Source organism: Phycisphaerae bacterium (genome assembly GCA_041652575.1).
In the GTDB taxonomy this organism is placed as follows: Bacteria; Planctomycetota; Phycisphaerae; order Sedimentisphaerales; family UBA12454; genus UBA12454.
In genome coordinates this window covers 1-21,780 of the sequence record JBAZHC010000020.1, presented here as the reverse complement: position 1 = coordinate 21,780, position 21,780 = coordinate 1, and the positions used below count along the sequence as shown (strand labels likewise).

Sequence of the window (21,780 nt, the reverse complement as noted above, 5' to 3'; positions counted from 1 at the left end):
AAATTCAAAACTCGAATTTTCAAAGGTTCAAAACGTCAAATTCGCAAGTTTTGTTCATTTGAATTTTGGTAATTTGGATTTGTTTAGAATTTCGATATTCGGATTTTTGACTCTGTGACAGAATTTTTTCGGAGGCTTAAAAAAATGAATAAGAATAAAACACCAAAACAGGAAAACACTTATCGTACGTTTGAAATCGGCGGCCAAACAATAATAGTCGATGATTTCATTTACCGCAAATTATTCAAGGACCCGGATATTATGCCCCGGCGGAAATATACATTTATAAGAGGTTTTAATTTAAGTAACTGCCCGCATATCATTTTAAAAACAAAAAAAAATAAATCGGTTCCGCTTCCTCATTACATTATACACGCCGGCAAAGGTGAACTCGTTGACCATATAAACAGAAACCCGCTCGATAACCGCAGGTGTAATTTACGAGTCGTAACCGCCAGACAAAACTCTCTAAATCGAAAAATGAAAAACAACACAGGCCTGGTAAGCGTTTCGATATGCAGGAGTAAAAAAGGTTCTTGTGTCAGAACGCAGTTTAATACTGAAGAAGGTAAGGTATTAAGTTTTAGCTGTCCCGTTACGCCGTTTAATATAATTTTAACGGCACTGGCTCACGATAAATTTGTTTTGCAACAGGGCGATGAGGAATATGCGCCGTTGAATTTCCCCTGCTGGAAATTCGAACCACTGCGAAGTATCCTCCTGAAGGAAGATTTGGCGAAATATAAGGAAAGAAGTGATAATTTATTCATTCACAACCTTAGTTAAAACAATAAGTTGGATAAAAAATAATTTTTTTGGATTTTTTACTTGACTTAATATCGCAAAATTGCGATATTATATACAGATAGTCTATCAGGAGGAATAGAAGATGATTTTTGAAAGGGCGATGGAATGCCTGAAACACAAATCGTTATTTTTAAGGAATCTGACAGTTCCGTTCCTCTGCTGGATTGGATGAACTCAATTCCGCAAAAGGCCAGGGAAAAGTGTATCGTTAAAGTTGACCGGTTGAAATTGTTTGGAAATGAACTTCGTCGGCCTGACTGCGATATGCTTAGTGATGGAATTCGTGAATTAAGGGCACGTTATAATAACGTACATTATAGGATTTTATATGCTTTTTGCGGTAAAAACGTCGTTCTGCTTTCACATGGCTGCACAAAGATAGACAAAGTGCCGCCGAAGGAAATCAGAAAAGCTTTTGAAAACCTTAAAAAGTATGTGAAAAATCGCATAGCGCACACCTATGCTGAGGGACTTTAGAACGTACAGTTCTAATACATGATAGGTAGAGAATGGAAAGGGATACCACTATGAAGACCAGAAAAACTACAGATGCTTCAAAGATTCTGCGCAACTGGTACATAAAGGACGACCCTGCCAGGATAGCTTCTCTCCAGAAAGAGCACATCAATGCTGAGGTAGCCGCCCAAATCTACAGTCACAGAATAAAGGCAGGACTCAGTCAGAAACAACTGGCAGAACTTATCGGGACAACGCAATCTGTTATTAGTCGGCTTGAAGATGCAAATTATACCGGCCATAGTCTTGATATGCTTAGTCGTATTGCAACCGCTTTGCATTCCCATCTTCAGGTAAAACTTGTTCCTGATAAAAGGACTTATGCTATAGGCTGAAAAAGTTTTCAATCGCCTCAACTGACACTAATTTTTCACCACGAAACTCACGAAGAGTACGAAGGAAATTAGCCACAGAGCGGCTGTGTTAAATTTCAAAGATTTTTTTGAGATATTCTATATGTTAATGAATACTCTATTTTCCTTGTCGTTACTAATTTGCCAGGAATAAAATTAACGTCATTGTATTTTTTCGAGAATTTAAGAGTTCCTTCATGGCTTCCTTTTAAATTAATAGACGGTTCGTCACACGGAATCTCTTCACTATTAACGTACAAACGCGCAGAAATAGACGTTTCTTTAAAATCCTTGTTGAATTTAGATAAGTTTACCTCAACAGAATTCCCTTCCTTGAGATGGATTGGGTCCTCCGTATTATATATAATTTTTTTACCAGAAAATAACTGTATATTGACGTCATCACCTTTTGAGTCATTTTGGCAATCTATTGCTTTAAGGGAGAGAAATTCTATTGTATAGCCACCTGATATCCTTGGCAACTGGTTAGGAAGCCATGCTTTTATTTCTTTACTGTCGCATAATAAAGTTGTAATTGCGGCTAAAAATACTACTGCTCCAGTAATATAGGGCCACACTTTTTTATACAAAGGCTTATTTTCTTTTTCAGTGATTTTTTGAGATATATTTTTATTTCCGATAATAATGTCACCACCAGCAATAATGTCGCCTCCGGCCTTGATATATGGTGAACCTTGCTTTGTTGGCTTGTGAGTATCGTCTGTTTTCTGTTCGGTTAGCGTTTTTTGTGTTTTTACACCATTCACACCGTATATAAGATCGAACAGATATGCTCCAACATACGGTAAATGCTTGATTGTTGCTTTTATAAAATTATTTTCAAAATAGTGGTTCATTGGAGGTATTCCTTGTTGTGTTTGGGGCTTTATGGAACTCTGGTTTTTATTGTTCACTGCACGTTTGTATTCATCATGCAATTTATAAAGCAAACTTTGAGACTCACGATGAATGTCAGCCATACTCGGCCAAACATCCGGCTTAGGTATCTCATGAGCAAGTAGTTCTTCAATAGTTCGTTTCTGCCATTCTTCAAAAATAAGATTTGGATTGGGGCAAACAATTAAATTATCATATGAAGTGACTCCATGAAATGCACGTTCATTACGAGCTGCCGCTACACCAGTGTTAATCATTCGAGCGAATTTAATGGCTATCTCTAAAGCATTTTGCCCAGCTAACCAAGCAAAGGTTATTCCTGGATTTGAAGGCCAACTCTCAAATAGAATTATTATATTTGGATAAGTATCGACTCGTTTAACATATTCAAATAATCTTACTTGTCTGGCAATAAACTGATCTACCGCCCAAGGTTCTTTGCTACGGGTCATTTTTGCAAGATCCACTGCATAATTCAATGCTTTAGCTACATAACTATATAATAGGAAAATCTCTCTATCCGGATTTTGTGCGGCATCATCGGCTAATTTATCAGCTTCCTCAACAGCTAATTCCTGCTGTGCTTTGTATGACCCGCTTTGAGGTTTATCATTTTTATTAACCATTGAAAAAATCTACGCTATAAACTATTTCAAATTTTACACGGTCATTTTGCATTTTGATTTATTTCGTCTCCTGTGTTCTGAATTCTATATTCTCTCAATATTATATACCCTTAAACTTGGCAAAAACAGTGTTAATCCGTGTCGATTCGTCGGAGCCGCAACGGAGATCCTGACGCATCGGGATGGCTAAAAAAATGCGCCCCCTCCAAATTTTGCTTCAAGGTCCCACAAGGGGATTGAAATGAAAAATTCAGATACGGGGGTTTCCGCTGCGCTCCAACATAAAAAAACCCCTCAATACAGGTAGTATCGAGGGGTTTTTTATTAAAAAGCCTTATTTTTTGCTGTTAGGCTCGTTTTTATCGGGACTACTGGTCCGTACAGGTGCTGCGGGCTTTGGCATATCCAAATCGAAGTTGTCCGCCGGATTGGTGAACTTCAGGTCCGCCTCCTGCTTTAATTGTTGTATGTAACTTATGACGATTCCTTCTTTCTGCTTGTTGGTCAAAAGCTGCACAATCTGGCCTTTGGCCTTTTCGAGACTTATGGTATTGGCATCGGCGTGTTCGACCAGTTTTATGATATGAAAGCCGAATTCGGTTTCTACAATGTCGCTCATCTGGCCGGGCTGAAGTGCATAAGCGGCCTTTTCAAACTCCGGTACGAATGTGCCTCTTGGCTGCAGACCGCCGAGGTCGCCGCCATTTTTGGCGGAGGGGCATGATGAATTCGCTTTCGCGAGGTCATTAAAATCTGCGCCGGCCTTTAATTGTTTCAGAAGGTCCTCTGCCTTTGCCTTGGCGGCTGCTTTGGCATTATTCGGGTCGTTGGACTCGGCAGGTGTTATAAGTATATGTTTTGCATGAATTCTTTCCGGTGCGCTGAACTGCTGAGCATTTTCGTCATAATATGCTTTAATCTGCTCGTCTGTGGGGTTGACAATTTTTCCGGCGAATTCGCCTTCTATCAGTTTCTCGAACATTAATTTCTTACGCATATTTGCTTCGAATTCGCTGTAAGTTGTGCCGTAGGCCTTGAGCAGCGACTTGAATTCATCGATTGTTAAATTTTGAGCCTCCATCTGCTTGTTAACCTGCTCGTTTACATCTGCCTGGGTGACGGCGATATTCTTCGCCCTTTCCTTCTGGGCCAGGAGCTCTTCGATTACCAATTGCTCTACGATGCGTTTTCTCAACTGCTGGCTGTATTGGTCTTTCATATTCGGAGGAATCCTGCTTGCCAGTTGTTCCATTCTCGCATTCAGCATTTTTGTTATCTGCCCTTCGGCAATTTTCGTACCATTAACACTTATCGCGGTAACATCTGACATATTTGCATCCTTAACAGGGGTTGCTTCGGCGGCGGGAGCTTGCTTTGATTCAGTAACAGGAGGTTTTGGTGTTTCAGCGGCAACAGCTTTTGACTCGGCAGGAGCGTTAACTTCGACTGCTTTGTCTTTTTTCTTTTTGTCTTTCTTCTTTGCGGCCTCGGCAACGCCTACGGTTAGAGAAAGAAGGACTATGGCTATTGAAATCTTTTTAAAACTATTCATAAATTTCCTTTCTTAAAAGTATTTCTGCACAAATTTAACAGGCGTAACAGTATATCTATTGCAGTCTCGAAATAAAAGATAAATCCCGTGATATTTACTTAAAAGCGGAGCGATTAAAGGGTGTTTGTTACAGACGGCCTGCCGGCCATAAGACGCTTTAAGCAAAGCAAATAGGTGCGGGGTTGACAATCTTGTTTTAAGTCCTTACTATAGCTGGAGCAAAAATTTATGGAAAGGTATAAAATGGCGGAAATTATCCTTCAAACCAATATTCCGGGTACAAATGCCAAACATGGCAAAGTTCGCGATATTTACGACCTCGGAGATAAATTGCTTATAGCCGCCTCCGACAGGATAAGTGCGTTTGATGTGATTATGACCAATGGAATCCCGTATAAGGGTATCGTTCTTACGCAGATTTCAAAATTCTGGTTCGAATTTTTGACAGGTGTAGTGGAAACTCATTTAATAAGCGATAGTGTCGGCGATTTTCCAAAACCTTTCTGTGATTACGCCGGGCAACTCGCCGGCAGGAGTATGCTTGTCAAAAAGACAAAAGTTATGCCGGTCGAGTGCGTTATTCGCGGCTATCTTGCAGGCAGCGGCTGGACAGCATATAAACAGAATCAGACGGTATGCGGGCATAAACTGCCTGCCGGCCTGAAACAGTGCGTCAAACTTGCTGAACCGATTTTCACCCCTGCGACCAAAGAAGAACTTGGCGCTCACGATGAAAATATCGACTTCGACAGATGCGTCAAAATAATAGGCAGGCAAAACGCCGAATATGTCCGTGATAAGAGTATTGAAATATTTAAAAAAGCATCTGCTTATGCCGAGACAAAAGGCATCATCCTTGCCGACACGAAATTCGAATGGGGCCAAATCGACGGCAAGATTATTTTGATTGATGAAGCGCTTACGCCTGATTCGTCGAGGTTCTGGCCCGCGGATAAATACCAGGTGGGAAGAGACCAGGAAAGTTATGACAAGCAGTTTGTGCGGAATTACCTTGAGAGCATAAACTTCGACAAGTCCGGCAAAGGCATAGAATTGCCGGATGATGTTTGTCAAAAAACAAGCGCGAAATATATCGAGGCATACGAACAGCTTACAGGCAAAAAATTCTCATTCAAGAGTTAAAAAATGCCCGAACAAAACCACAGATACCACTCTTTACTGATAAGTATCTGTCTTACTGCCGCGATTATCGCGGTATATTGGCCGGTGTATAAATATGATTTCATCAAATACGACGATGACACTTACATAACCAATAATATAAATATACAGTCAGGCCTGAACTTTAAAAGTATCCGCTGGGCATTTGCCACCATAAGCCACTCCGGGCACTACTGGCATCCTGTAACGTGGCTGTCTCATACGCTTGATTATCAGCTTTTTGGTAATTGGGCAGGCGGGCACCATTTAATAAACGTTCTATTTCATATCTTAAACACTCTTATTTTATTCTACGTTTTTGTTAGAATGACCGGCGCAATGTGGCCCAGCGCATTTGTCTCCGCGGCTTTTGCTTTGCATCCTCTGCATGTCGAATCCGTCGCATGGATTGCCGAGCGAAAAGATGTATTGAGCACTTTCTTCTGGCTCCTGACAATGCTTACGTATGTACAATATGTGCTAAAAATGAAAACCGCTCCATTACTGTCGCGGCTCTGTAATAGATATTATTTATTGTCGATTGCCTTTTTTGTTTTTGGTCTTATGTCAAAACCTATGCTTGTTACGGTCCCATTTGTTTTGCTGCTTCTTGATTATTGGCCGCTTGAAAGAAAAATGTCACGGCTGCTGCTGATTGAAAAGATACCGTTTTTTATAGGTTCATTTGCCTGTTGTATAATAACGTTTATTGCCCAGCAAAATAGCGCTTTAGTTAGTTTGGAGACTTTTGGGTTCAGTACCCGGGTGACCAATACAATAGTTTCTTATGTTGCGTACATTGCAAAAATGATTTGGCCGAACCGACTGGCGCTGCTTTATCCGCATCCGGAGAATTCGTTACCTGCGATTAAGGTTGTAATCTGTGTTTTACTGCTTATTTCAATTTCGGTATTTTTTATTTATATGGGCAGGAAACACAAATTTTTTATAGTCGGCTGGTTTTGGTATCTCGGCACACTCGTGCCTGTAATCGGCCTGGTTCAGGTCGGCGCCCAGGCGATGGCTGACAGATATACTTATATGACTTTGACTGGTTTATTTATAATTATCGCCTGGAGCGCAAAAGAATTTGTTCCTGTGAAACGTTTTAGAACGCCGGCTTTGTTCGCTTCCGCAGTTTTATTTATATTGTTCCTGACGGCATCGCGGCAGTTGAGTTACTGGCAAAACAGTCAAATGCTGTTCGGACGCACTATAGAACTTACTAAAAATAATTATATGATTCTCGATAATCTGGGAAGCGTTTTTGTCGAACAAGGCAAATTCGACGATGCCATCAGGTGTTTTAGAGAATCGCTGCGAATTTATCCCGATTCTCCTGTAGGCAATAATAATCTTGGCGGCGTGCTTCAGGATGCCGGCAGGAATCAGGAAGCGATAGAGTATTTCAAATTATCGTTAAAATATAATCCTGATTTTTTACCGGCCAATCTCAATCTCGCCAATACTCTCAGGAAGGAAGGGCATCTGCAGGAAGCCGTCGAGTATTTCAATAAGGCATTGCGAATCGCACCAAATAATCCGGATGCACTTTTTAAACTCGGCATTACTCTGGTCGGACTGCAAAAGTACGAACAGGCTGTTGACGCTTTTAGTAAAGTGATTGAACTTGAGCCGGATAATGTGACTGCTCATGGTCATCGCAGTCTTGCTTTGGCTGCAATCGGCAAAACAGATGAGGCGATAAAAGATGTTTGTTTTGTTTTAAGAGCTAAACCTGATGATGTTATGATGTATCGAAATTTAGGTATTTTCCTTGAGAGAAAGGGTGATATCGCAGGTGCGATAGAAGCATACCGCGCCGGTTTGCGAATAGATCCGGACAATGAAAATTTGCGTCAGCTTCTTGAGGAAGATTTGAAAAGCCAAACTGTTCCTTAGCAAATATGAAACAGAACACTAAAAAGATGAACGGGCAATTTTCCAGATACCGCTCCTTGCTGATAAGTATCTGTCTTGCCGCGGCGATTATCGCGGTATATTGGCCGGTGTATAAATATGATTTTGTCAAATACGATGACGATACTTATGTAACCAATAATATAAATATACAGTCGGGCCTGAACTTCAAAAGTTTGCACTGGGCCTTTACTTCGGGCTACGCAAGCAACTGGCACCCTGTTACGTGGATTTCTCATATACTCGATTACCAAATATTTAAAAATTGGGCAGGCGGCCATCATATAACAAATATTTTATTTCACATTCTAAACACGCTTATTTTATTTTATGTTTTTGTTAGAATGACCGGTGCGATTTGGCCCAGTGCGTTTATCGCCGCGGCTTTTGCCATTCATCCTCTGCATGTCGAATCAGTCGCCTGGATAGCCGAGCGAAAAGATGTATTGAGCACTTTCTTCTGGCTCCTGACAATGCTTACGTATGTACAATATGTGCTAAAAATGGAAACCGCTCCATTACTGTCGCGGCTCTGTAATAGATATTATTTATTGTCGATTGCCTTTTTTGTTTTTGGTCTTATGTCAAAACCTATGCTTGTTACGGTCCCATTTGTTTTGCTGCTGCTGGATTATTGGCCGCTCGAAAGAAAAATATCACGGCTGCTGCTGATTGAAAAGATACCGTTTTTTGTCTGTTCGTTCGCTTCCTGCATTATAACGTTCCTGGTACAGCGCAAAGGCGGCGCGGTAGTGGCCTTCGAATCTTTCGGGCCGGCAATCAGAATTAATAACGCCGTAGTTTCTTACGTTATGTATATCATAAAAATGATTTGGCCGGACCGATTGGCTGTTCTTTATCCGTATGACACAACAGGCTTATCGACTGGAAAAGTCATAATCGGCGGATTTGTGCTTTTGCTGATTTCGATATGTTTTATTTATCTTGCTCGGCGCCGCAGATTTTTTGCGGTCGGATGGCTTTGGTATCTCGGTACGCTCGTGCCGGTAATCGGCCTGGTTCAGGTCGGCGCCCAGTCTATGGCAAACAGATATACCTATATTACATTAACAGGCTTATTTGTTATCATTACCTTCGGCGCAAAAGAATATCTTCCAAAATGGAAAAATAAAAATTTAAATTTTACTTTATTAGCCTGCTTTATTTTAGCCGCCTGGGCCCTGACCGCCTCGCGGCAGGTAAAATGCTGGAAAAACAGCCTGACACTATTTGAGCATACTCTTCAGGTTACTGAAAACAATTCCCTTATTCTCAGCAACTATGCGACCTATCTTGGCGAACTGGGCAGGTTCGATGAATCCATCGAAAAGTCGAACAAATTTCTAAAAATTAAACCTGACTCTGCTGAAGCTCATAATAATCTTGGCAGTACGCTGCTGAAGATTGACAGGACTGACGAGGCCATTGGGCACTTCAGGGCCGCCATAAAATATAATCCTAATCTTCCGCAGGCGTCTTTCAATCTTGCTGTTGCCCTGCAGAAAAAGGGCAAGCTTGAGGAAGCTGTTTATTATTATAAGCAGGCATTGAAAATCAAACCGAACTATGTTGACGCTTATCTGAATCTTGCCATAACTTTAAATGAACTGGAAAAATATGACCAGGCGGTTGAATTTTTCAATAAAGCACTTGAGTTTGACCGAAACAATATATTTGCCCATGGCTATCGCGGTATGGCATTGGCTGCTGCCGGCGAAACCGACAAGGCGATAGAAGAAATTCGTTTCGTTTTGACTATCAGACCTAATGATGTTGAAATGTACAGGAATTTGGGTATCCTTCTTGAGAGAAGGGGTCGAACTGCCGAAGCGATAGAAGCATATCGTAAAGCACTTCAAATCGACCCCAGTGACAAAAATACGAAACAGTTTCTTGAAGAGGCTTTGGGAAAATGACTATGAATCAAAAAGAGAACATCTCTTATAATTATAAACTCGGCATCTTTTCTTGGTTTGGCTGGCGGCTGCATATCAGCAGAAGGGCCGAGCTTATAAAAAATGCGGGCTTCGATACCACCTGTCTTTGGTGGGCTGAAGACGAAAGAGCAAATACAGGCTCGCTGGACGATTTGCCGAAAATTGTCCGCAATGCAGGCCTTGAAATTGATAATGTTCATGTTCCATTTGTCCAGTCTCATCTGCTTTCTTCTGAAGACCTGACAGAACGCGGAAAAATGGTTGACCTGCATAAAAAATGGATTGAAGATTGTGCAAGACACAACATACCGAAAATTATATTTCATGTTTGTCCATCCTGCGAAAATCCACCTGCGCCGGTCCCGATACTGCTGGACAGCGTTACTGAAATAGTCCGGTTTGCGGAAACCGCTAAAATAGTTCTCGCAGCCGAAAATACCCGCAGAAGCGATTATACGGATTTTGTCTTCGAAAATATTGACTCTGAATATTTGCGGTTCTGTTACGACAGCGGCCATGATTTTATCTGGAGCGATGAGCACGTTGCCGTTTTGAAAAAATGGGGCCATAAACTTGTTATGACACATCTGCATGACAACAAAGGCAGTAATGACGACCATATGATTCCGTTTACCGGCAAAATCGACTGGCGGAAAGTAATTGCCGCCTGGCCGAAGGACTACAACGGCCCGCTTATGCTCGAAGTCGTCGGCAATCCAGAGACTCAATCTCCGGAGGATTTTCTTAAAAAGGCTTTTGAAAACTTAATAAAGTTAAAGAATTTTAAGATATGAGCGAAAATAAAAATATTATTCTTATCGGTATGCCAGCCGTCGGCAAAAGTACTATCGGCGTACTGCTTGCCAAAAGGCTCGGCAGATATTTTCTCGATACGGATGTATATATCCAGGCCCTTGTCAGCAGAACGCTTCAGCAGATTATCGATTCCGACGGGCTGGAAAAATTTTGTGAACTTGAGGCGGAACATATCTGCTGTATCGATAAAACAGATTGCGTAATAGCCACCGGCGGAAGCGCAGTTTACAGCGATGTGGCGATGAATCATTTAAAATCCAACGGCGTAATTGTTTATCTTGACCTGCCTCTTGAGATGATTAAAAAGAGACTGACGGATCTCAATATTCGAGGTGTTGTGATGAGCAGGGGCCAAACCCTCGACGATTTACACAAAAAGAGAGCGCCTCTTTATGAAAAATGGGCAGATATAACAATTTATTGTTTCAATCTTACTCACGAACAAGTGATTGAAAAAATTATCGAAAAGCTAAAAATTATTTAAATTTTCAATTTTCAATCTTCATTTTGCAATTTAGGTTAGTTTCCACGCCCTTGCGAATGCCTTGAAACTTCTGTCATAAGTTTTTTCGATATCGGGCGGGAAGCAGCAGCCGGGGAGTTGTTTCGACGCCAAATGATATTGAATGCACTGGCAGCAGATACCTTTATTATCACAGCCGGGATATGAGCAGTTGCAAAAACTCATATTTTCTTTTTTCTTACATTCCATTTTTAACCTCCAGTTTATACAAACAAACGCTCAGCGGTGAAATATCGAAAGTGCCGGATATTCCCGAAAGTTTTTTCTCAGCGATTGCGACTACAGGCTCTTTGCCGGGGTCGTTGAAAGCCATAGGGTCAGAATGTGAAATTATCCAAACCTGTCCTTTGCCTGTTAATTTAGCATTTTTTAATTTCATTGCGAACGAATAATTTTTTGCAGTTGGGTTTACGATAGCGATAGTTAACGCTTTATGATTTTTTGTCAGGGCCGCGGTTACATCGAGGGAATTTGTATCGCCGGTAATTTCAACAGGTATCGTACCGAACTGGTTTCGATAGAGTTGGAGCACCAGTCCCGTCGTTTCAATCTCCGCTGCGGTTTTATTGGTTTTGATGGCGCCGATGACGTTTACGGTCTGGGCGTAATTGGCCATCTCGATTAAATCGGAGTTCCTGAACATCTCGTGCAGCCCTTCGGCGATACCGAGCGCATCTTTGAGATAATATCTTGTGCCAAGCTCGCCGAATATATGGTCGCCGTACCAGTAATTCCATTCGTCAAGAGCGATGCGGATGTCTTTGCCTTTTAGCGATTTGAGATTTTTGCGATATTCACGATGAGCGGCGGTTTTTTTGCCGATGGCCTGCGGCACCTGTTCGGCGTGTTCGGTTACATTTTCTTTTTCTTCCATACAGTAAAAATGCTCGCTGATAAGGTCCATATTTTCAACGCAGTTTTTCAGCATTTCTTCCGACCATGGCCCGGCCTCGCCGACAGCGATTAGCTTTATCGACGGGTCAACTTCGCGCATCTTCCGGGCAAAAAGATTGTGTTTAACAATATATTGTTCCAGCGGCATATGCCCTAACTGCCACTTTCCATACATTTCATTTCCGACTCCCCACCATTTTACGTTATATTTTTTCTTGATATTGATATATCTGACTTCTTCCGCTGCGCTGTTGGCGTCTCCGAATCCGGTATTGACCACGATTAACGGCTCGGTTTTAATTTCTTTACAGAAGACCATAAACTCATCGATACCAAAATCATTAAGCTCGATACCTTTCCACGCAGGATTTTTTTTCGGCGGGCGTTTGTCCCTGTCGCCTATTCCATCACGCCAATCGTATCCGCTGACGAAATTTCCGCCCGGCCAGCGATAAATCGGAGCGTTTAATTCTTTCAGCAGCTTTAATGTGTCGGCTCTCATTCCTTTTACATTGTCACCGGGCATCAGCGAGACAGCATTGATGCGAACCTTATTATGGTATGCAATCTCGAATTTGCCGTCGTTGGTATCGACTGTGGACTTGAATTTAAAATTAAATGTTCCGAAATCGCAGTTTTTTACATCAAAGGTTTTTGTCTGTCGCTGTTCATTACAGATTAAACTGATTTGAATTTTAGTTTTATTTTTCGCAGAGACGGCGATTCTTCCGACATAGGTTTTTCCCCTGATAAGGCCGAGGCCGCCTTGCTGAATAATGTTCGGCTTGATTATTTGCCACGGAGAATCTTTTGTTCCCGGCTGGTAGAAGAATTTTCTGTCTTCGAGCATCTCCGCCCAAATACCGCCGTAAATGCATCTGCCCATTTGCTCTATGAATTGGCCGTAAATATATTTCGGAATCGGCTCGCCTGTTTTTTGGGCGTTAATCGTTACCGCAATTTTTTTACCGGTCATATCGGAGTTTCCTTTCTGTTCCTGCGAATAAACAATCTTTCCGAAAGCAGGAATCGAAATTATCAGCCATATCAGGCTAAATGCAATTCTATTATATCTTTGTCGCATAAAATATGTGTCTTGTGTACATTCTGTCCGTCATGAACGCCACTGCCCCAGCATCGGGCATTTTTAAATTTTTCCGCGAGCTCCCTGTGTATGTATTGCGCCAAATCTATTACCGTCGAACCTTTGGGCAGAATAAACGGTTCGGTCATATCGGGTTCATGGCCGGGCTTTTTCGCGTAAATCCTGACTATATCGAACATCCTGAAAATCTCGGCAAGCATTTTATCAAGACTTGACCGTTTGTTTACGGATATTGCCGTAATCTCATAAGGTTTTGTTAACGTTTTTTTTAATTCGTCAATTTTCTCTGGCGATGATATATCAGTTTTTGTCGCGATGATAAAGCATTTTCTCCCCAGGGGATTCGCTCCTTCGTTAAGCAGCAGCCTTTTTTCTTCGAGAAAATCAAAGCAGACTTTAACCTGCTCGGCTATATTGCCGCTCAAATCTATACAGACCCCGATAAGGTCGCAGTTGCGATATGCGTTGATAATTCCCGCGGGAGCGAAATCGGCAGTTATCGGCGGCATATCTACTATCTCTATTTTTATATCCTCAAATTGTGCTATTCCGGGCAGCGGAATACTCGTAGCGAACGGGAAATCGGCAACGTGCGCTTTGGCGTGAGTAGTAGATGCGACAATTGAACTTTTTCCGCTGTTGGGCAGTCCTAAAAGCACGACTTGTCCCGCTCCGGTTTTTGGAATATAAAAAATATCGAAGCCGTGCGAAGTTTTTTTCTTTTTTTCAATGGATTCTTTAAGATTACTTAATTTTTTTTTCAGGTCCGCCTGGATATGCTCCGTGCCCTTGTGTTTGGGAATGACCCGCATCATCTCTTCAAGGGCAAGAATTTTCTCCTCGTCAGTGGCCGCTTCCCTAAACCACTTGTCAGCCTTTAAATAATCCGGTGTCAGATTTGCTGGCATGATAATAAAAATAAAAAATCAAAATTAATGAATCCCGCACCTGAACAAACAGGTGCGGGACGATTATTTTTTATTTATTCAGCTACTTTTTCAGCAACAAGGTCGCCGACCTGGCTTGTGGAATGACCCATTTTGCCTGCGGCCATACTCTTCATCTTGTTTGCGGTTACAAATTTAACAGCATCTTCGATTTTTTTTGCCGCTTTTTCTTCGCCGAGAGTTTCGAGCATCATTTGAGCCGCGCAGATTGCCGCCAGCGGATTGATTACGCCCATACCGGTATATTTCGGTGCGCTTCCGCCGATAGGTTCGAACATTGAAACGCCGTTCGGATTGATATTTCCGCCTGCCGCGATACCCATTCCGCCCTGTGTTATTGCGCCAAGGTCGGTGATGATATCGCCGAACAGATTGCCGGTAACAAGAACGTCGAACCATTCGGGGCTCTTGACCATCCACATACATGTCGCGTCAACGTGATAATAATCTCTACGGATATCAGGATATTCTTTCTTTCCCATTTCGTGGAAAGCTCTTTCCCAAAGGTCATATACAAACGTAAGAACATTTGTCTTGCCGACGAGACCGAGCGTGTTTTCCGGCCCGACTCCGCGGGCTTTTTTGCCGTGCTTTTTCGCGTATTCAAAAGCGTACTTCAGACATCTGTCAACCTGGAATCGATTATAAACCATTGATTGAACCGCTACTTCGTTCGGCGTTCCTTTAAGCGTGATGCCGCCGGTGCCTGTGTATGCGTCGCCGGAATTTTCACGGACAACGACATAATCTATTTCTTTCGGCCCTTTGCCTTTCAACGGTGTCTCAACGCCGGGGAACAATCTTACAGGCCTTAAATTTATATACTGGTCAAGGTCGAAACGGGCTTTCAGTAAAATTCCTTTTTCGAGAATTCCCGGCTTTACATCGGGATGACCGATAGCGCCGAGCAGAATAGCGTCGAATTTGCGGAATTCTTCAACTGCGCTGTCCGGCAGTGTTTCGCCTGTTCTTTTATATCTTTCGCCGCCGAAATCGAAATCGGTCAAATCGGTTTTGAAACCGAATTTGGCTTCTGCGGCCTTTAAAACTTTTACGGCCTCTGCGGTAACTTCCGGCCCTGTGCCGTCACCGCCCATAACTGCGATATTATAACTTTTCATTAATTTTGTCCTTTCTTTTTTTAACCGCGGATTAACGCGGATTTTCACGGATTTTTCTTAATTATTTTTCTGTTTTTATCATATTTATAAGTAATTTTCGATTAATTCTTTTGTGCCAGCTATAAGTTTTCCTACATCTGAGATGTCAAATTTATCCCATTCCGCATGTAGTGCGTGGTTTCTGAATCCAGCGTATGCCTTAAAATGTTTGGCTTTTACAGGTGTAAATATATTTGCCCTTACTAACTCGTCAATAATAGGATCGAGAGTTTTCCCTTTCGTATCTACGCCATTTTTCTGGCCGATTTTTTTAATTGTGTCTTCTAATACAGCACTAACCAAAACGGCAGCCTCCATTTTTTTGTTCCCTTTGTGATATAAGGAAGCATGATCCAAAAAATCATCAAAAGTTACACCTGCTACTATATATTCAATTCTTCCAAGCAAACCATGTTCCCAATCATCTCCCGCTCCTTTTAATAAACCAAGCATGTAAACAATTGTTTTTGAAGGAATCCCTTTTTCCAAATCTTCGTTCGCCATAAGATGGTCGCATTGCTCAATAAGAGGTGTATCAGATAGAGATATAAAATGTATAAGACTTGATGCTGAAGTTAGCCAAGCTAGGAAATCAGGAATTCTAACTTGGGGAACCCAGTAGTTGTAACTATCCATATCCACTTTTTTGGACCCATCTCGTTTTATACCAACAAGTTGAGGGCCAAGTGTTCCAAGCAATTCTTCACCCTTCTTAATTAGCACATCAAACCTTTTAGTTATTTCTTCTTTGGTTTCCATACGTCAATCATTCACTATTATTTCATTTTATTTTCAATCAGCGTTAATCCCGTGTTAATCTGCGGTTTTTTTGTAATATAAATCTCTTGTACTTTAGAGACTGTTCACCAAAATTTATTAACAGTCCAACTTCAATTCCTGTTGCCTTCATATAGTTCAGAATTTGTGCTTCTTCAACACCTGTTATGGTTTTGAGAGCTTTAAGTTCGACCAATACTTTTCCTCCGACAAGTAAATCACAGATAAACTGCTTTGCTAAGTATCCTTTGTAAAAAACATCAATACCTTTCTGTCGTTCGTAAGGCACTTTACGAAAGTCGAGCTCTATTGCCAAAGCTTCTTCATATACATTCTCAAGAAATCCGCTGCCGAGTATCTTATGCGCTTCCATTGCAGCACCGATAATTTCTTTTGTTAACTCATTATGCAATAAATTAGTTTCAGCCACTTTTTACTCTTCAAAAATCCGTGAAAATCCGCGTTAATCCGCGGTTCCTTTTTTTATATGTTCAAGCAGTCCGCCGTCATTGATAATTTCAATCGCGAAATCCGGCAGCGGCTTAAACTTAATTTCTTTCTTCTGTGTTTTATTATTTATTACGCCTTTTTTGTAATCGATTTCAATTTCGTCGCCGTCATTAATTTTTTCAGTCGCTCCGTCGAGCTCAATCGGATAAAAACCGCAGTTAATGCAGTTGCGATAAAAAATTCTCGCAAAGTTTTTTGCGATAACCGCGCCGACCTTGGCGCCCTGAAGCGCCCAGACCGCGTGTTCGCGACTCGAGCCGCAGCCGAAATCGTCGCCTGCGACAATGCAGTCGCCGGCTTTGCATTTTTTGACAAAACCTGTGTCAAGGTCTTCCATACAGTGCGTCGCCAGTTCGGCCACGTTGTCAGTATTGAGATACCTTGCCGGTATAATTTCATCAGTATTGATATGGTCTCTTTTATAAACATGTGCTTTCGCCATAAAAACTCCTTTTGGGGTTTAGGGTATAGGGTTTAGGGGATAGAACTATACCCTATACCCTGTCCCCTGTACCCTTTATAAATATTTTCTTGGGTCAGTTAATTTTCCTTCGATAGCACTTGCCGCAGCAGTTGCCGGACTCGCAAGATAGACTTCACTTTTCGGGCTTCCCATTCTGCCGACAAAGTTTCTATTGGTCGTGCTTACACATTTTTCGCCTGCGGCGAGGATTCCCATAAATCCGCCCAGACAGGCTCCGCAGGTCGGCGCGCTGATTACGCAGCCGGCCGCGTAGAAGATATCGAACAGTTTTTCGTCCATCGCCTGTTTCCATATTTCAGGCGTGGCAGGAACTATGATTGTCCGTATCGCGACTTTTTTGCCTTTCATTATCGAAGCGGCAATTCTTAAATCTTCGATTCGTCCGTTTGTGCAGCTTCCGATATAAGACTGGTCCATCTTCATTCCGGCGCAGTTGTTTATCGGCTGTCCGCCGCTTGGCAGATGCGGCAGGGCGACTATCGGCTCAAGTTTCGAGCAATCGATTTCGATTACCTGCTCGTACTTGGCATCCGGGTCGGATTCATAAACTTTATATACTTTTTTGTCTTTCAGATGTTCATCGAGATATTTCTTTGTTATCTCGTCAAAGCCGATAATGCCGTTCTTGGCGCCTGCTTCGATAGCCATATTCGTAATGGTCATTCGTGCTTCCATCGACATTTCTTTAAGAGTCGCCCCGACGAATTCCATCGCCTTATAGAGCGCACCGTCCGTGCCGATTTTCGCTATGCAGGCTAAAATCACATCTTTGCTGTAAACGCCTTTTGAAAGTTTGCCGTTAAGAACAAACTTCATCGATGCGGGAACTCTGAACCACAGTGTCCCTGTGGCGATAGCAGCGGCCAAATCGGTTGAACCGATACCTGTCGAAAAAGCCGCGAATGCTCCATAAGTGCACGTATGGCTGTCTCCGCCGATAATTACCTCGCCGGGCCTGATGTGTCCCTGTTCAGGCAGCAAGGCGTGGCATACGCCTGCCTTGCCGAGCAGATAGTAATTTTTTATTTTCTTTTCCCTTGCCCAGCCGTCGAGCCTTTTGTGCAGCTCTGCGCTTTTGATATCCTTTGCCGGCTGGAAATGGTCTGGGGTAACGACAATTTTTTCATTATCGAAAACCTTATCGATTCCTTTTTCCTTCAGCATTGAAATCGCCGCCGGCGTTGTTACATCGTGGCACATTATGCAGTCGATTTTCGCGTCGATTAAATCGCCGGGTTCTAAGTTTTTTTTACCTGCCGAGGCGGCAAGTATCTTTTCTGTTATTGTCATTGACATAAAATTCTTCCTTTAGGGTGTAGGGTTTAGGGGATAGGGCATAGTAAACCTCAGGCACACCTTTTTTCATCATTTTGTATCGGATTCATTATACGGTACGACATACCACCGACTTCTTTTACCAAACCATCGATAGTATTACTTCTTTTTGCATATCCCAAATCAATAGAAAGCATATATTGAGTTTCAAGTTCCAAAAGAGAACCATAGGCTATCGATAAAAACCTATGATAATCAGTTTTGCTTTTTCTGCCATATCCTTCTGCGATATTAGAAGGGATTGATACTGCAGCCCTTCTGATTTGCTGAACTAAACCATAGGTTTCAGTTTTGGGGAAATTACAGGTGAATTTATAAATTTCCAAAACAAGTTTATATGCCTTTTGCCAGACTATAAGTTCTTTATAGCTTTTTAACTTTTTTGTTTCCATATCATAATCCTTAATAAACATTTCTCATCTATCCATGCACACTCTTTCTGTACCCTACACCCTGTCCCCTGTACCCTGTGCCATCATTCTGTTTATCGCATCGACATACGCTTTTGCCGATGCCTCTATTATATCCGTCGAGACACCTCTGCCGGCAAATCTTACGCCTTTCTTATCGATAACCTTTACGGTCGCTTCGCCCAGCGCCTCTTTTCCGCCGGTAACAGCCTTTATCGAGTAGAGGTCGAGTTTCGGCGACTGTCCCGTAGCGATTCTTATCGCTTCATAAGCGGCGTCAACCGGCCCGTCTCCGCAGGCCGCCGCGATTACAGGTGCATCTTTTCCTTTAGTTTTAACTTTTACGCTCGCCGTCGGCAGAGTTCCTGTTCCGCAGGCGACATGAAGATACTGAAGTTCGAAAACCTGCTCGATAGCTCTTCTTTCGTCGCCGACAAGAGCGGCTATATCTTCATCGAAGACTTCTGTCTTCTTGTCCGCCACATCGAGGAATCTCTGGTACAGCGGCTCAAGTTCCGCTTCCGATACTTTGTATCCGAGTTCGGCGAGTCGATGCTTAAGTCCGTGCCTTCCCGTTCTTGCGGTAAGTACGACGGCGCTTTTCGGCGAGCCGACATCTTCCGGTCGTATAATCTCATAAGTCAGCGGATTTTTCAGGAAACCGTCAACGTGTATTCCGCTGCTGTGAGCGAACGCGTTTGCGCCGATAATAGCCTTATTCGGCGGAACAAATATTCCGAGCATCTCAGAAGCCATTCTGCTTGTCTTGTAAAGCTCTTTCGCGTTTATTTTCGTATCGAGCCCGAAGAAATCCTTTCGGGTTCTTATCGCCATTACAGATTCTTCGAGCGAAGCGTTTCCGGCCCGTTCTCCGACGCCGTTGATAGTGCACTCGATCTGCCTTGCGCCGTTGGCTACGCCGGCCAGTGTATTTGCCACCGACATTCCGAGGTCATCGTGACAATGTACGCTTATCACAGCCTTTTTTGCGTTCGGCACTTTTTTAATAATATTGGCAATTAACTCTCCGAACTGCTGCGGTATCGCGTAGCCGGTAGTATCGGGAATATTTACCGTAGTAGCGCCGGCGGCGATAACCGCTTCGACGACTTTATACAGATATTCTTTGTCCGCTCTGCCGGAGTCTTCACAGTAGAATTCGACATCGTCTGTATATTGTTTGGCGCGTTTAACGGCCTTGACACCCATATCGAGAGCTTTTGCTTTTTTCTCTTCGAGCGTTTTGCCGTATTTGTCATCCTTGAACTTGCTTGCGATATGAATATCGCTGATTCCAAGGCCGGTATGTATTCTCGCTTTCTTGGCTTTTTTCAGAGCGGCACCTGCCGAATCAATATCTTTATCGACTGCTCTTGAAAGTCCGCAGATAGTCGGACCGGTTACGTGCTGGGCGATTAACTGCACAGCCTCGAAATCCTGCGGCGAGGAAATTGGAAAGCCCGCTTCGATAACATCGACGCCAAGTCTCGCCAGTTGCGTCGCCAGTTCGAGTTTTTCCCGAACGCCTAACCTTGTACCGGCAGCCTGTTCGCCGTCTCGCAGCGTCGTATCGAAAACTATCACTTTTTCTTCAGCAGACATAACTTGTCTCCTTTAATTATTCTGGAACAGAAATTATGCAATAAAATGCTTCAAATTTCTACAATAAACAAAAAACAATATGGGAGATAGGAGGGGATCTTTATTGCGCCTACTGGCGCAAAATAAGAGCGAGTCCGCAGAGGGATTGCCACAGATTAATTGCTGCTGATACTGATTCAAATTTTCTGGTCTGTTTAACCATAAGCTCTGTATTCTATAGACATTTTCGGGAAAAGACAACAAAAAAATGGGTTTTCCCCCGCTTTTAGAGGTCTTTCCTTGACTTTATCCGCTGAAATTATTAGTATGTTCCGGCTTTTAAACGATTTAAGGAGTTAAGCAAAGTGGCAAAAAATGTAGCTATCGCAGGCGTTACCGGTGCCGTAGGGCAGGAATTTATCAAAATTCTCGAACAGCGTGATTTTCCCGTTAAATCCATAAAGATGCTCGCTTCGTCGCGTTCTGTCGGTAAAACACAAAAATTCAAAGGTAAGGATTATCCGGTCGAGGAATTGACTGAAAATAGTTTCAAAGGCGTAGAAATTGCCCTTTTCAGCGCAGGCGCTTCGCGCAGCAGGCAGTTTGCCGCCGCCGCCGTAAAAACCGGCGCTGTAGTTGTCGATAATTCGAGTGCTTTCAGAATGGACCCTGAAATTCCGCTGGTAATTCCTGAAGTCAATCCTGAAGACATAAAAAAACACAATGGCATTATCGCCAATCCGAACTGTTCGACGATTATCGCCAACGTTCCGATATGGCCGCTGCACAAAGCCAATCCTATTAAAAGGATGGTTGTCAGTACTTATCAGGCCGTCAGCGGGGCGGGCCAGGCCGGTATGACCGAGCTTTTCAATCAGACGAAAGAAATTCTCGAAGGCAAAAAACCGACGATGAACAAATTTAAATATCAGATTGCCTTTAACATTTTCAGTCACGATTCGGCTATCGGGGCCAACGGCTATAACGAAGAAGAGATGAAAATGGTAAAAGAGACAAGGAAGATTTTCCATTGTCCTGAAATCGCGATTACCTGCACCTGTATCAGGATTGGTGTTCCTCGCTGCCATTGCGAAAGCATCAATCTTGAATTCAAGGATTCGATTACTCCCGATGAAGTTCGTCAGCTTCTCGAACACGCCCCCGGCGTTTCGATAATCGATGATGCCAAAAACAATCGTTTCCCGATGCCGCTTGACGCTGCCGATAATGACGATGTTTATGTCGGCCGAATCCGTCAGGATGAATCTTTGCCGGACAACAAGGGAATTAATCTTTGGGTCTCCGGCGACCAGATTCGCAAAGGCGCAGCTTTAAACGCGGTTCAGATAGCAGAGAAACTTCTGTAAGCGAATTGTCATCTCTGAAAGCGTGCTTCCAGTCAAATATATTTTTCTATTATTTTTAAATCGTTTATCGAACCGCTTTTATGGTTTTCAACCAAGTCATCT

At 42.7% G+C, this 21,780-nt stretch carries 21 protein-coding genes; 9 read left to right on the top strand and 12 right to left on the bottom strand.

The genetic code is table 11. From position 1 onward, the window contains the following. Positions 1 to 144 precede the first annotated feature (144 nt). From WC496_11980 to WC496_11970, 3 genes are all read left to right on the top strand, one after another. Positions 145 to 786: an HNH endonuclease gene (locus WC496_11980; GenBank protein MFA5293734.1), complete on the top strand. Its 642-nt coding sequence runs from the start codon at positions 145 to 147 to the stop codon at positions 784 to 786. A gap of 126 nt (positions 787 to 912) precedes the next feature. Further along, positions 913 to 1,284 (top strand): type II toxin-antitoxin system RelE/ParE family toxin, encoded by a 372-nt coding sequence (locus WC496_11975; protein MFA5293733.1) that lies wholly within the window; start codon positions 913 to 915, stop codon positions 1,282 to 1,284. Between the two features lie 50 nt (positions 1,285 to 1,334). Further along, a complete protein-coding gene (locus tag WC496_11970; protein ID MFA5293732.1) occupies positions 1,335 to 1,658 on the top strand; it encodes a helix-turn-helix transcriptional regulator in 324 nt (107 codons plus the stop codon). Between the two features lie 95 nt (positions 1,659 to 1,753). Here WC496_11970 and WC496_11965 read toward each other — a convergent pair whose 3' ends face one another. Both WC496_11965 and WC496_11960 read right to left on the bottom strand, forming a co-directional pair. Beyond that, complete coding sequence (locus WC496_11965) at positions 1,754 to 3,199, bottom strand: hypothetical protein (GenBank protein MFA5293731.1); 1,446 nt, start codon at positions 3,197 to 3,199, stop codon at positions 1,754 to 1,756. Positions 3,200 to 3,533: 334 nt separating this feature from the next. Further along, the gene (locus WC496_11960; GenBank protein MFA5293730.1) at positions 3,534 to 4,751 is read right to left on the bottom strand and encodes a peptidylprolyl isomerase; all 1,218 of its coding nucleotides are present in this window, start codon (positions 4,749 to 4,751) and stop codon (positions 3,534 to 3,536) included. Positions 4,752 to 4,994: 243 nt separating this feature from the next. Between WC496_11960 and WC496_11955 the strand changes: the two genes are divergently transcribed. The 5 genes from WC496_11955 to WC496_11935 are packed head-to-tail and all read left to right on the top strand — an operon-like array spanning position 4,995 to position 11,069. Next, complete coding sequence (locus WC496_11955; GenBank protein MFA5293729.1) at positions 4,995 to 5,894, top strand: phosphoribosylaminoimidazolesuccinocarboxamide synthase; 900 nt, start codon at positions 4,995 to 4,997, stop codon at positions 5,892 to 5,894. 3 nt (positions 5,895 to 5,897) lie between these two features. Then, on the top strand, positions 5,898 to 7,814 hold the full coding sequence (locus WC496_11950) for a tetratricopeptide repeat protein (GenBank protein ID MFA5293728.1): 1,917 nt from the start codon (positions 5,898 to 5,900) through the stop codon (positions 7,812 to 7,814). A 5-nt stretch (positions 7,815 to 7,819) separates the two neighbouring features. Then, positions 7,820 to 9,748, top strand: coding sequence for a tetratricopeptide repeat protein (locus tag WC496_11945; GenBank protein MFA5293727.1), 1,929 nt, complete (start codon positions 7,820 to 7,822; stop codon positions 9,746 to 9,748). Then, positions 9,745 to 10,563: a sugar phosphate isomerase/epimerase gene (locus WC496_11940; GenBank protein MFA5293726.1), complete on the top strand. Its 819-nt coding sequence runs from the start codon at positions 9,745 to 9,747 to the stop codon at positions 10,561 to 10,563. The genes WC496_11945 and WC496_11940 overlap by 4 nt, the downstream gene beginning before the upstream one ends. Continuing rightward, positions 10,560 to 11,069, top strand: a complete 510-nt coding sequence (locus tag WC496_11935; GenBank protein MFA5293725.1) for a shikimate kinase — start codon at positions 10,560 to 10,562, stop codon at positions 11,067 to 11,069. The genes WC496_11940 and WC496_11935 overlap by 4 nt, the downstream gene beginning before the upstream one ends. A 30-nt stretch (positions 11,070 to 11,099) precedes the next feature. On the opposite strand, the gene WC496_11930 is transcribed toward WC496_11935, so the two are convergent. The 10 genes from WC496_11930 to WC496_11885 form a co-directional block, all read right to left on the bottom strand. After that, positions 11,100 to 11,297, bottom strand: coding sequence for a DUF6485 family protein (locus WC496_11930; GenBank protein ID MFA5293724.1), 198 nt, complete (start codon positions 11,295 to 11,297; stop codon positions 11,100 to 11,102). Continuing rightward, positions 11,287 to 12,978: an alpha-L-arabinofuranosidase C-terminal domain-containing protein gene (locus WC496_11925; GenBank protein ID MFA5293723.1), complete on the bottom strand. Its 1,692-nt coding sequence runs from the start codon at positions 12,976 to 12,978 to the stop codon at positions 11,287 to 11,289. The genes WC496_11930 and WC496_11925 overlap by 11 nt, the downstream gene beginning before the upstream one ends. Before the next feature lie 71 nt (positions 12,979 to 13,049). After that, positions 13,050 to 14,015 (bottom strand): GTPase, encoded by a 966-nt coding sequence (locus tag WC496_11920; protein MFA5293722.1) that lies wholly within the window; start codon positions 14,013 to 14,015, stop codon positions 13,050 to 13,052. 74 nt (positions 14,016 to 14,089) lie between these two features. After that, entirely contained in the window at positions 14,090 to 15,175 is a 1,086-nt protein-coding gene (locus tag WC496_11915) for a 3-isopropylmalate dehydrogenase (protein ID MFA5293721.1), read from the bottom strand. A gap of 84 nt (positions 15,176 to 15,259) precedes the next feature. After that, positions 15,260 to 15,973: a hypothetical protein gene (locus WC496_11910; protein MFA5293720.1), complete on the bottom strand. Its 714-nt coding sequence runs from the start codon at positions 15,971 to 15,973 to the stop codon at positions 15,260 to 15,262. Positions 15,974 to 16,016: 43 nt separating this feature from the next. Then, positions 16,017 to 16,421: a GxxExxY protein gene (locus WC496_11905; protein MFA5293719.1), complete on the bottom strand. Its 405-nt coding sequence runs from the start codon at positions 16,419 to 16,421 to the stop codon at positions 16,017 to 16,019. A gap of 33 nt (positions 16,422 to 16,454) precedes the next feature. Next, positions 16,455 to 16,943 (bottom strand): 3-isopropylmalate dehydratase small subunit, encoded by a 489-nt coding sequence (locus WC496_11900; protein MFA5293718.1) that lies wholly within the window; start codon positions 16,941 to 16,943, stop codon positions 16,455 to 16,457. Between the two features lie 75 nt (positions 16,944 to 17,018). Next, a complete protein-coding gene (locus tag WC496_11895) occupies positions 17,019 to 18,281 on the bottom strand; it encodes a 3-isopropylmalate dehydratase large subunit (protein MFA5293717.1) in 1,263 nt (420 codons plus the stop codon). 50 nt (positions 18,282 to 18,331) lie between these two features. Next, positions 18,332 to 18,712: a four helix bundle protein gene (locus tag WC496_11890; protein MFA5293716.1), complete on the bottom strand. Its 381-nt coding sequence runs from the start codon at positions 18,710 to 18,712 to the stop codon at positions 18,332 to 18,334. A gap of 54 nt (positions 18,713 to 18,766) precedes the next feature. Continuing rightward, entirely contained in the window at positions 18,767 to 20,332 is a 1,566-nt protein-coding gene (locus tag WC496_11885) for a 2-isopropylmalate synthase (protein MFA5293715.1), read from the bottom strand. Positions 20,333 to 20,676: 344 nt separating this feature from the next. Between WC496_11885 and WC496_11880 the strand changes: the two genes are divergently transcribed. Continuing rightward, on the top strand, positions 20,677 to 21,678 hold the full coding sequence (locus tag WC496_11880; GenBank protein MFA5293714.1) for an aspartate-semialdehyde dehydrogenase: 1,002 nt from the start codon (positions 20,677 to 20,679) through the stop codon (positions 21,676 to 21,678). Positions 21,679 to 21,780 lie beyond the last annotated feature (102 nt).